11 protein-coding genes are annotated in these 11,082 nt (G+C 69.3%); 2 read left to right on the top strand and 9 right to left on the bottom strand.

Features of this window, described 5'->3' with window-relative positions; all coding sequences use genetic code 11:
- Positions 1 to 5: 5 nt before the first annotated feature.
- From EF387_RS03400 to EF387_RS03370, 8 genes are all read right to left on the bottom strand, one after another.
- On the bottom strand, positions 6 to 407 hold the full coding sequence (locus EF387_RS03400; RefSeq protein ID WP_128374995.1) for a rhodanese-like domain-containing protein: 402 nt from the start codon (positions 405 to 407) through the stop codon (positions 6 to 8).
- Between the two features lie 83 nt (positions 408 to 490).
- A complete protein-coding gene (locus EF387_RS03395) occupies positions 491 to 1,072 on the bottom strand; it encodes a cupin domain-containing protein (RefSeq protein ID WP_128374951.1) in 582 nt (193 codons plus the stop codon).
- Between the two features lie 34 nt (positions 1,073 to 1,106).
- Entirely contained in the window at positions 1,107 to 1,178 is a 72-nt protein-coding gene (locus EF387_RS49670) for a putative leader peptide (protein WP_309544753.1), read from the bottom strand.
- Between the two features lie 591 nt (positions 1,179 to 1,769).
- Positions 1,770 to 3,425, bottom strand: a complete 1,656-nt coding sequence (locus tag EF387_RS03390; RefSeq protein WP_128374950.1) for an FAD-dependent monooxygenase — start codon at positions 3,423 to 3,425, stop codon at positions 1,770 to 1,772.
- 225 nt (positions 3,426 to 3,650) lie between these two features.
- Entirely contained in the window at positions 3,651 to 4,559 is a 909-nt protein-coding gene (locus EF387_RS03385; protein ID WP_128374949.1) for an amino acid ABC transporter permease, read from the bottom strand.
- A complete protein-coding gene (locus tag EF387_RS03380; RefSeq protein ID WP_128374948.1) occupies positions 4,556 to 5,230 on the bottom strand; it encodes an amino acid ABC transporter permease in 675 nt (224 codons plus the stop codon). Before EF387_RS03380 ends, EF387_RS03385 begins: the two co-directional genes overlap by 4 nt.
- Positions 5,231 to 5,326: 96 nt before the next feature.
- Positions 5,327 to 6,169: a glutamate ABC transporter substrate-binding protein gene (locus EF387_RS03375; protein WP_128374947.1), complete on the bottom strand. Its 843-nt coding sequence runs from the start codon at positions 6,167 to 6,169 to the stop codon at positions 5,327 to 5,329.
- 148 nt (positions 6,170 to 6,317) lie between these two features.
- Complete coding sequence (locus tag EF387_RS03370) at positions 6,318 to 7,094, bottom strand: amino acid ABC transporter ATP-binding protein (RefSeq protein ID WP_128374946.1); 777 nt, start codon at positions 7,092 to 7,094, stop codon at positions 6,318 to 6,320.
- 323 nt (positions 7,095 to 7,417) lie between these two features.
- On the opposite strand from EF387_RS03370, the gene EF387_RS03365 reads away from it, so the two are divergent.
- On the top strand, positions 7,418 to 8,104 hold the full coding sequence (locus EF387_RS03365; RefSeq protein ID WP_128374945.1) for a response regulator transcription factor: 687 nt from the start codon (positions 7,418 to 7,420) through the stop codon (positions 8,102 to 8,104).
- A 9-nt stretch (positions 8,105 to 8,113) separates the two neighbouring features.
- Positions 8,114 to 9,538 (top strand): sensor histidine kinase, encoded by a 1,425-nt coding sequence (locus EF387_RS03360; protein WP_128374944.1) that lies wholly within the window; start codon positions 8,114 to 8,116, stop codon positions 9,536 to 9,538.
- Between the two features lie 124 nt (positions 9,539 to 9,662).
- Here EF387_RS03360 and EF387_RS03355 read toward each other — a convergent pair whose 3' ends face one another.
- On the bottom strand, positions 9,663 to 10,661 hold the full coding sequence (locus EF387_RS03355; RefSeq protein WP_128374943.1) for a TAXI family TRAP transporter solute-binding subunit: 999 nt from the start codon (positions 10,659 to 10,661) through the stop codon (positions 9,663 to 9,665).
- Between the last annotated feature and the right edge of the window lie 421 nt (positions 10,662 to 11,082).

The following is an 11,082-nucleotide window of genomic DNA, read 5'->3' as shown; positions in this document are numbered from 1 at the left end:
ATTACTCAGCGGAAGCGAACCGCCCCGCGATCCCGCGTCACGGGAAACCCCGCCGCCTTCCACGCCTGGAAGCCGCCCACCAGGTCTGTGGCCCGGTGCAGGCCCAGGGCGTGCAGGGACGCTGCGGCCAGGCTCGAGGCGTAGCCCTCGTTGCAGACGACCACCACACGCACGTAGTGGTCGGCCGCCTCCGGCGCGCGGTGGCTGCCCTGGGGATCGAGGCGCCACTCCAACTCGTTGCGTTCCACGACGAGGGCGCCGGGGATCAGCCCGTCGCGGTCGCGCAGGGCCGCGTAACGGATGTCGACCAGGAGCGCCTCCCCGGCCTGCGTCGCGTCGTGTGCCTCCTCGGGCGCCACCCGGTCCAGGGCCGCGCGAACCCGATCCAGCAACTCGTCGATGCCCATGGGGCGTTCGCCATCGACGGCGCGTTCCCCGCCTGCAGGCTGCTCCCCGCCCACCGGCTGCTCCCCGTCCACAGGGTGTGCGCTCACTGCCAGTCCTCCGGACGCTCGACCTGCTCCAGGCGCAGCACCTGTTCCGTCCGGCTGTAGCGGCGGATCAGCGGCAGGGGCGGGTAGTACGCGTGGACGGAGATGGCGTGCACCTCGGTGGACTCGTTGAGCACCTCGTGCACGTGGTGGTGACCGAACGACCTGCCCCTGCCGGCCGGCAACCCCCGTTCGCGGTCCACCCCTTCGGTCAGTTCCAGGGTGGTCCACCCCTCACTGGGCAGCCGAACGGCGAGCGAGTTCTCCTTGAGCTCGCCCGACGCGGTGATGAAGGCGCCGACGGACTCGGCGTGGTCGTGCCAGCCGGTGCCGCTGCCGGGCGGCCAGCCGATCAGCCAGGCCTCGCTGCCGCCGGGGCCCTCCAGCCGGACCCAGGTGCGGCCTTCGGGGTCGAGGGGGAGTGAGGCGATCAACTCGGCGTCGGAGGCAGTGCGGCGCACGAAGTCGAGGAGGTCCGCCTGGGTGGGAGCCGGGGCGCCGGTCGCGGTCGCCGGTACGGCGGGGAATGCGGAGACAGACACGAGTACCGTCCTGAAGTGTTCGCGTGAAAGCGCACCCATGCCAAGGCGGGTGCGCAGAGGGGGAGAAGGCGAATCAGCAGGACGGGCGACACACGCAGCCCGCATAGCGGACGAGGTCCATATGGACCCTCCGCCACAGGCGCACACAGGTGTCGGTCACGGTCCGGAGTACACCATGGTGCCGCGGAGCGGTCAACCGAGAGTCACTATGTGGACCCGACGGTGACCGTCAGTTCGAAAATTGCTCGCGGCCACTGCGGGAACGGGCACATGACCGGGACGGCGACAGGCCTACGGCGGCCAGATCGACCAAAGGCCGCCCACGGCGACGGGCACACGGCGGCGACGGCCACACGACGGCACGGGCATACGAGGGCGACGGCCACACGACGGCACGGGCCTACGAGGGCGACGGCCACACGACGGCACGGCCACACGACGGCACGGGCATACGAGGGCGACGGCCACACGGCGGCGACGGCCACACGACGGCACGGGCATACGAGGGCGACGGCCACACGACGGCACGGCCACACGACGGCACGGGCATACGAGGGCGACGGCCACACGACGGCACGGGCCTACGAGGGCGACGGCCACACGACGGCACGGGCATACGAGGGCGACGGCCACACGACGGCACGGGCATACGAGGGCGACGGCCACACGACGGCACGGCCACACGACGGCACGGGCATACGGCGGCGACGGGCACGCGACGCCGACGCCCCAGGCCTCATCCCGTGCTCGCCGCCGCCTCACGCCGCGCTAATCCGCCCAGCGCCGCCTCGGCCGCCGCGTACAGCTCCGCCGGGCGGACCCCGCTCAGTGCGGTGACCAGATGGCCGTCCGGCCTGATCAGCAGCACGGAGTGCGCCGCGGCGCCCGGGTAGCTCTCGGCGACCAGCAGTTCGGCGGGACCCGGCAGCGCGGTCACCGCTGCCGCGAGTCGTGGCATGACGCCGGCCGTAACCCAGTGCTTGCGCTCCCACACGCCCGTACCCGGAGCGATCAGCACCACCAGCAGGGCTCCGCGCCCGAGCCGCTCCCGCAGCCGTACGAACGAACCGTCCTCCGCGGTCACCCGGACGTCGACGACCGGCGCACCGGGAGCCGTGTCCACGGACACCTCCGACTCGGTGTGCTCGGGCGCGAGCGGAGAGGTGGCGTAGGCCCCCGGCGCCCCGAGCGCACCGCGCCCCAAGTGGCCGTCGGAGATCAGCGCGTCATGACTGCGGGCCGATCCGGGCACGTACGAGCGCAACCCCCCGCCGCCACGCAATACCGGCAGCACCTGGTCGGCGGCGCGCAGCCGGGCGGAGACCACGGCGCGCCGCTCCTCCTGATAGCTGTCGAGCAGTGCTTCGTGGGGGCCGTGGTGCCAGGCCAGTGCCAGCTTCCAGGCAAGATTGTCGGCGTCCCGCAGCCCCTCCTCCAGACCGTGGCCACCGAGCGCGCCGAGCAGGTGTGCGGAGTCCCCGGCGAGGAAGACCCGGCCGGCCCGCCACCGACGGGCGAGGCGGTGGTGGACCGTGTGCACGCCGGTGTCCAGCAGTTCGTACGCGGGTGTGCCGTCGCCGCTCCAGCCTGCGAGGGTCTCGCGGACGCCCGCCACCAGCAGTTCGGGTGTGACCAGATCCTTGCCCGGTGGCAGCAGCCAGTCCAGCCGCCAGACGTCGTCGGCGAGGGGCCGTGCGGCGATCTCCCCCGCCGAGGGGCCGGACGTCCGCCACGGCGGCATACGGTGCAGCAACGCCTGGCCGGGCCAGGGGAGTTCCGTGCGCAGCGCCGCCACGGCGTGCCGTTCGACGGCCGTTCGGCCCGGGAAGCGGATGTCCTCCAGCTTGCGGACCGTGGAGCGCGGGCCGTCGCAGCCGATGAGATAGCTGCCGCGCCACCAGGTGCCCTGGGGACCGCGGGTGTGCGCGGTCACCCCGGACGGCTCCTGCTCGATGGAGTCGAGCCGGTTCTCCACGGCGACTTGGATCAGCGGCTCGCCGTCGATGGCGGCGCGCAGCGCGCGGGTCAGCTCGTGCTGGGCGAGGTGCAGCGGTGCCGGGGCTCGGTCGTCGGTCTCGTCGCCCGGATTCCCGGAAGGACCGGCAGTCCGTGGCACCTGATCATCGGACGTGAAAGTGATCTTCCGCATCACCTGCTTGCGCCGCATCGACCGCCATCCGGCCCAGCGCAGTCCCGTCCGGTCCAGCGGGGAACCGGTCAGCCGGTGCATCAGGTCGGCAGTGTCCTCGTGCACTACGACCGTGCGCGCGAACCGCTGCTCCTCCTTGCCGGTGCCCTCGTCCAGGACGACGGACGGGACTTCCTGGCGGGCCAGCGCCAGAGCCAGAGTGAGCCCGACGGGCCCCGCCCCGACGATGATCACCGGGTCCACGGCGTGACGCCCCCTGCCCTGTGCTGTGTCCTGGACGTCGTCCCGGAAGAACCACCGGAACAAGTACCGGAACTGGTGAATGGGGCAGGGTGTGCGATCACAGAACGTATGCAACCCATTGCCGGGGTTTGCGTCAAGCGAGGGAGGCAGTGGCGATCATGCCACTGCCTCCGTACTGCTCATGCGACTTGACTGCTGATCAGATGGCGACCGTGCGACCGCTCGTCAAATGCTGCCTCCGGCACCCGTTCCGAAGGTGCCTCCCACCTCGGCGGCGTTGATGTCGTCGACCTTCTCCTTGCCGAGGACAGCGCCCGTGCTGCGCTTGCTGCGGCGCAGCCTCTTCTCGAGCCAGCCGGCGAAGCTGGTGAGGATGAAGTTGAGGATGATGTAGATGACCGCCACCACGATGAAGCTGGGGATGACGTTGGCGTAGAACGCCGCGAGCGTGCTGCGCGTGTTGAGCAGCTCGGTGAAGCCGATCATGACGCCACCCAGCGCGGTGTCCTTCACGATGACCACGAGCTGGCTGACGATGGCCGGCAGCATGGCCGTGACGGCCTGCGGGAGCAGGATGCTGGACATCGTCTGGCCCTTGCGCAGACCGATCGCGTAGGCCGCCTCCGTCTGCCCCTTGGGCAGGGCCAGGATGCCGGCCCGGACGACCTCGGCGAGGACGGACGCGTTGTAGAGCACCAGGCCGGTGACGACCGCGTACAGGGGCCGGTCCGCGGTGCTGACATCCGTCGAGCGAGCGTAGAACTCGTTGGCGAACAGCATCAGCAGCAGTACCGGGATCGCCCGGAAGAACTCGACCACGGCGCCGGCCGAAACCCGCACCCACCGGTGGTCGGACAGGCGTGCGATGCCGAAGAGCGCGCCCAGTGGAAGGGCGATCACCATGGCGAGCGCCGCGGCCTTCAGCGTGTCGGCGAGGCCGGGCAGCAGATACGTCGTCCAGGCTTCCGACTGGGTGAACGGCTTCCACAGGGCCCACTCCAGCTGGCCCTTGTCGTCCAGGGTCTTCCAGGCCCACCACACGAGCAGGGCGAGCAGGAGGAAGAAGATCACCGAGAAGAGGACGTTGCGCCGCTTGGCGCGAGGGCCCGGAGCGTCATACAGGACCGAGCTCATCGCTTCACCGCCAGTCGCTTGCTGAGCCAGCCGAGGAAGAGGCCGGTGGGCAGGGTCAGTACCACGAAGCCGAATGCGAAGATCGCGCCGATGAGGAGCGTCTGAGCCTCGTTCTCGATCATTTCCTTCATCAGGTAGGCGGCCTCTGCCACGCCGATCGCGGCCGCCACCGTGGTGTTCTTGGTCAGGGCGATCAGAACGTTGGCCAGCGGGCCGATCACCGAGCGGAAGGCCTGCGGCAGCACGATGTGTCGCAGGGTCTGGCTGAAGCTCAGTCCCATGGCGCGGGCCGCCTCGGCCTGCCCGAGGGGCACCGTGTTGATGCCGGAACGGATCGCCTCGCAGACGAAGGCCGCGGTGTAGGCGACCAGCCCGAGGATCGCCAGCCGGAAGTCCCGGGTCTCGAACACCTTGGAGCCCATCGTCACCCCGAAGATGTCGGCGAGGCCGAGCGAGGTGAAGATGATGATGACCGTCAGGGGGATGTTCCGGACGATGTTCACATAGGCCGTACCGAACCCACGCATGAGCGGAACCGGGCTGACCCGCATCGCGGCCAGGAGCGTGCCCCAGACCAGGGAGCCGATGCCGGAGAAGAAGGTGAGTTTCACCGTCATCCAGAAGGCACCCAACAGGGTCGGGTTGTCATAGTCAGAAATAAAGTCGAACACGGTCTCCCGCGCTTCCGGGTGGGTGGCGTACGTGGATAGCGCGGCGTGCCGCCGCCTTGATCGCGGTGGGCGGCGGCACGCCGGTGGAGTCCTGCGCTACTTGACGATGTTGCCGATCTTCGGCGCGGGCTCGTTCTTGTAGTTGGCCGGACCGAAGTTGTCCTGGACCGCCTTGTCCCAGGCCTTTTCGCTGACCATCTTCTCGAGGGCGTCGTTGATCTTGTTGAGGGTCTCGGTGTCACCCTTCTTCACGCCGATGCCGTAGTTCTCGTTGCTCAGCTTCAGGCCGGCCAGCTTGAACTGGCCCTTGTACTGCTGCTGTGCGGCGAAGCCCGCGAGGATCGAGTCGTCCGTGGTCACGGCGTCCACGGCGCCGCTCTGCAGAGCGGCGATGCACTCCGAGTAGCCGCCGACCTGCTTCAGATTGGCCTTGGGGGCGAGCTTGTCCCTGACGTTCTGCGCCGAGGTGGAGCCGGTCACCGAGCACAGGTTCTTGCCGTTGAGGTCCGTGGCCTCGGTGATGTCGGAGTCCGACTTCACCAGCAGGTCCTGGTGGGCCAGCAGGTAGGGGCCGCCGAAGTCGACCTTCTTCTGGCGCTCCTCGTTGATCGAGTAGGTCGCCGCGATGAACTTCACGTCGCCTCGGGCGAGCGCGTTCTCACGGTCGGCGCTCTTGGTCTCGACGAACTCGATCTGGTCGGCGTCGTAGCCCAGCTCCTTCGCCACGTACGTCGCCACGTCCACGTCGAAGCCGGAGAAGGATCCGTCCGACTCCTTCAGGCCGAGACCGGGCTGGTCGTACTTGATGCCGACCTTGATCTTGTCGCCACCCCCGGCTCCCGCGCTGTCGCTGTCCTTGTCATCCGACCCACAAGCGGTGGCGGTGAGGGCGAGCGCGAGCACGGCGGCCGACGCGGCGGTGACCTTGCGGAGCTTCATGATGAACATCCTTTGAGTGGTGAAGGGTACGAGCCGTCGATGGCGGTAGACGTTGTGCGTCCGGGACGCGGTCCGGTGCGGAGTGCGCCCGGGACCGCGGTCCGGTGTGGCGTGCGTCCGGGACGCGGTCCCGGGCCGGCGCCGACCGTCAGTGGTGCAGGATCTTCGACAGGAAGTCCTTCGCCCGGTCACTGTTCGGGTTGCTGAAGAACTGGTCCGGCACAGCCTCTTCGACGATGCGGCCGTCGGACATGAAGACGACCCGGTTGGCAGCCGATCGTGCGAATCCCATCTCATGGGTGACGACGACCATGGTCATGCCGTCCCGGGCGAGCTGCTGCATGACCTCCAGCACCTCATTGATCATCTCGGGGTCGAGGGCCGAGGTCGGCTCGTCGAAGAGCATGACCTTGGGGTCCATCGCCAGCGCCCGCGCGATCGCGACGCGCTGCTGCTGACCGCCGGAGAGCTGCGCCGGGTACTTGTCCGCCTGGGTGGCGACGCCCACGCGGTCGAGCAGCCCGCGCGCCTTCTCCTCCGCGGCCTTCTTGTCGGCCTTGCGGACCTTGAGCTGGCCCAGCATCACGTTCTCGAGCACGGTCTTGTGCGCGAAGAGGTTGAAGGACTGGAAGACCATGCCGACGTCCGCGCGCAGCCGGGCCAGCTCCTTGCCCTCCGCCGGCAGCGGCTTGCCGTCGATATGGATCGCGCCCGAGTCGATGGTCTCCAAACGGTTGATCGTGCGGCAGAGGGTGGACTTGCCGGACCCCGAGGGTCCGATCACCACCACAACCTCGCCACGCGCGATGGTCAGGTTGATGTCCTGGAGCACGTGCAACGCGCCGAAGTGCTTGTTCACGTCCTTCAGCACGACCAGATCGCCGGTCGCGGGCACCGCGTCCTTGGTCACCGATACATTGCTCATCGGTTGTTCCGCTCCGTCCTCCTCGGGTTGTGAGGACAGTAGTAACGCCGCTCCACCAGCGTCATTACATCTGAGGGGAATCTGAGGATAACGATCCGATAGCAGTCGGACACTCCCCGTAGTGGCCTAGTCGGGGGCGCGTACCGGCTGCGTAACGGAAGCCGCCCGCACACCGATGGCCCTTGACGCGGTCCTCACTCATCGGCGTGACTGCCTGAGGGCATGAGCACGCACACACGTCCAGATGATGTCCAGAGTACGCGCCGACGCCAACTACCAGGCGAACGAACAGTCGAACGATCAGTAAAACCAAGGGGGCCCGGGTGAGACTGCTCCTCGTCGAGGACGACAACCACGTGGCCGCCGCACTGTCCGCGGTCCTGGCGCGACACGGGTTCGAGGTCGTGCACGCGCGCAGCGGCGAGGAGGCGCTCCAGGCGCTCGTACCGGAAGCGCATGGGTTCGGGGTGGTCCTGCTCGACCTCGGGCTGCCCGACCAGGACGGCTACGAGGTGTGCGGCAAGATCCGAAAACGCACCAGCACCCCCGTGATCATGGTGACGGCCCGCTCCGACGTGCGTTCCCGCATCCACGGCCTCAACCTCGGGGCCGACGACTACGTGGTCAAGCCGTACGACACCGGGGAACTGCTCGCCCGGATACACGCCGTCAGCCGGCGCACCGCCCACGACGACGCGTCCGGCTCGGCGGAGAATGCCCTGCTGCTCGGCACCGTCCGCATCGAACTGCCCACCCGGCAGGTCAGCGTGGACGGCTCGGTCGTCCAACTGACCCGCAAGGAGTTCGATCTGCTCGCGCTGCTGGCGCAGCGGCCCGGAGTGGTGTTCCGGCGGGAGCAGATCATCAGTGAGGTGTGGCGCACGAGTTGGGAGGGGACCGGGCGAACCCTTGAGGTGCACGTGGCGTCCCTGCGCTCCAAGCTGCGCATGCCCGCCCTGATCGAGACCGTGCGCGGCGTCGGCTACCGGCTCGTCGCCCCGGCGTCGTAGCGGGGACGGGTGCGCACACGTCTTCTTCCGCTGCTCATCGTCCTCATGGCGGCGGTCCTGCTCGCGCTAGGCGTTCCGCTCGCGGTGAGCCTCGCCGCCGCGCAGCAGCAGGAGGTCGTCGTCGACCGGATCGACGACGCCGCCCGCTTCGCGTCCCTCGCACAGTTCGTCACCGACCGCCCCACCGGCTCGCGGGTAGGCCCCGAGGGACAGCGCGGGGTTACGCTGCGTAGCGAGCTGCAGCAGTACGACGAGGTCTACGGGATCCGCGCAGGCGTCTTCTACCGAGACCACTCCGCCATGGCGCACGCCCCCGAGACCTGGTACCTGCCCGCGAAGGGCGAGGGGCGTGACGCTTTCGAGGAGGCGCTGCTGGGGCGGCGCAGCCACGACCCGGCACAGATCTGGCCCTGGGACAGCAAGAAACGGCTGGTCGTCGCCTCACCGGTCATCCGGGACGGTGACGTCGTCGCGGTGGTCGTCACCGACTCGCCCACCGGGCAGATGCGTTCCAAGACCCTGCACGGGTGGCTCGTCATCGGTCTCGGGGAGGCCGCCGCGATGCTGCTCGCGGTGGGTGCCGCGCTGCGGCTCACCGGCTGGGTGCTCAAGCCCGTACGGATTCTCGACGCGACCACCCACGACATCGCCACCGGGCGGCTGAACGCACGGGTCGCCGCGGCCGGCGGACCGCCCGAACTCAGGCGTCTGGCCCGGTCGTTCAACGAGATGGCGGACAACGTGGAGGACGTCCTGGAGCAGCAGCGCGCCTTCGTCGCCGACGCCTCGCACCAACTGCGCAACCCGCTCTCTGCGTTGCTGCTGCGCATCGAACTTCTCGCCCTCGAACTGCCGGAGGGCAACGAGGAGATCGCCTCGGTCCGCACCGAGGGCAAACGTCTGGCACAGGTCCTCGACGACCTGCTCGACCTGGCCCTCGCCGAACACGCGCAGGCCGACCTCCGGCTCACCGACATCGGCGCGCTGACCGCGGAGCGCGTCGCGGCCTGGGAACCGGTAGCCGAGCTCAAGGGCGTACGACTCGTCGGCGACTGCCCCGCCACCACCGCCTGGGCCGACCCGGTCACGCTCTCCAGTGCCCTCGACGCGGTCATCGACAACGCCCTGAAGTTCACTCCCGAAGGGGAACGGGTCGAGGTCTCCGTCACCTCGAACGGGGAAGTTTCGAAGGTCGTCGTCACCGACGCCGGTCCCGGCCTCACCGACGAAGAACTCACCCGCATCGGCGACCGCTTCTGGCGCAGCGGTCGCCACCAGAACATCAAGGGCTCCGGCCTCGGTCTGTCCATCTCCCGCGCACTGCTCTCAGCGGGCGGCGGCACGATCGCCTACACCCATCACGAACCGCACGGCCTGACGGTGACGGTGACTGTGCCGCGCGTCAGACCCGAGAGGGGTCCTTCCGGCATCTGAGGAGTGGGCGCGGGCGGGCAGTCGGGTGCGGTGCGGTCTCCCTGGGCGGTGGCGGTCTCCCTGGACGGTTTACGTGTGGCGCGGTCGCGCGGTGTGGTCGGAGAGCGCCGGGGAGCGGGACCCGCTACGGCTTCACCGAGCGGTAGTACCGTGCCGCGCCCTCGTGCAGTTCCAGCGGATCCGTGTAGATGGCGGTGCGCAGGTCGACCAACTGCGCCGAGTGCACCTCCTGCCCGATGCTGTCCCGGCTGTCGATCACCGTCCGGGTGAAGCGCTCGGTGAGTTTCGTGTCGACGCCCGCGCGGGTCACCAGGATGTTCGCCACCGCCACCGTCTGCACGGCCTGCCCCTCCTGGACCTCCTTGTACGCATCGGCGGGAATGTCCGCCGCCCGGTAGTAGACCGAGACCCCGCCCTGCTTGTGGAGTTTCTCGACGAGGTCGCCGCCGAGCGGGACGAGCCGGATGTCGAAGGTTTCCGCGAGCGAGGCCACGGCCCCCGTGGGCAGCCCGCCGGACCAGAAGAACGCCGCGATCTCCCCGCGCCTGAGTTGCTCGGACATGGTGGCGATGCTGCTGGACACGGCCTTGATGTCCTTGTTCGGGTCGAGCCCGGAAGCCACCAGGATCCGCTCGGAGATCAGCCGCACCCCGGAGCCGGGCTGTCCTATCGCGACCTTCTTGCCCTCCAGGTCCGCCACCGAGTGCACGGACGAGGCGCGCGGCACGACCAGCTGGACGTAGTCGTCGTACAGCCGGGCGCAGCCGCGCAGCCGGCCCCACCCCGAACGCTGGTCCAGGCGGTACTTGGCGACCGCATCGGCTGCCGCGATGGTGAAGTCGGCCTGCCCGGTGGCCACCCGTTCGACGTTCTCCTGCGACCCTTCGCTCTCCCAGAGCCGTACGTCGAGGCTGGGCATGTCCTCCGCCAGCGCGTCCTTCAGCAGGCCCCCGTACTGCTGGTACACGCCCTTCTGGGAACCCGTGCTGAAGGTCACGTCTCCGCCGGGCGATCTCTCCCCTATCGGCAGCAGCCACCACAACAGCAGTCCGAAGGCCACGAACGCGGCCGCGGAACCCTGCAGCGCGCGGCGTCTGCCGATCGGGGGGAATGGCTTGGGCATGCGCGCGATCCTGCCAGCCTGCCGCCCCGGATGACCAGGGCGGGGCACACGCACGCCCCGCCGTGCACCCACTGCCCAGCTCTGGCGAGCCAGCCGGGGACCGCTTCGGACGAGCGGGCCAGGGACCGCTCCGGACCGGCCCAGATCATCGGGAACCGCTCCGGACAAGCCGGCAGATCGGGAACCACTCCGGACGAGCAGGCCGGTCGGGAACCGCTCCGCCCAAGCCAGCAGATCGGGAACCACTCCGGACCGGCCCAGCCGATCAAGGACCACTCCGGAGCGGCCCAGCCGGTCAAGGACCACTCCGGAGCGGCCCAGCCGGTCAAGGACCACTCCGGAGCGGCCCAGCCGGTCAAGGACCACTCCGGAGCGGCCCAGCCGAGCAGGAACCGCACCAAGGTCAGCCCGGCCGAGCACA

This window comes from Streptomyces cavernae, assembly GCF_004023625.1.
GTDB classification, from domain to species: Bacteria; Actinomycetota; Actinomycetes; order Streptomycetales; family Streptomycetaceae; genus Streptomyces; species Streptomyces cavernae.
This window is presented reverse-complemented; position numbering and strand designations above follow the sequence as displayed.

Coding starts and splice junctions, on each gene's coding strand:
- EF387_RS03400 (WP_128374995.1), bottom strand. CDS start 407: ATGGGCATCGACGAGTTGCTGGATCGGGTTCGCGCGGCCCTGGACCGG.
- EF387_RS03395 (WP_128374951.1), bottom strand. CDS start 1,072: ATGGGTGCGCTTTCACGCGAACACTTCAGGACGGTACTCGTGTCTGTC.
- EF387_RS03385 (WP_128374949.1), bottom strand. CDS start 4,559: ATGAGCTCGGTCCTGTATGACGCTCCGGGCCCTCGCGCCAAGCGGCGC.
- EF387_RS03375 (WP_128374947.1), bottom strand. CDS start 6,169: ATGAAGCTCCGCAAGGTCACCGCCGCGTCGGCCGCCGTGCTCGCGCTC.
- EF387_RS03370 (WP_128374946.1), bottom strand. CDS start 7,094: ATGAGCAATGTATCGGTGACCAAGGACGCGGTGCCCGCGACCGGCGAT.
- EF387_RS03355 (WP_128374943.1), bottom strand. CDS start 10,661: ATGCCCAAGCCATTCCCCCCGATCGGCAGACGCCGCGCGCTGCAGGGT.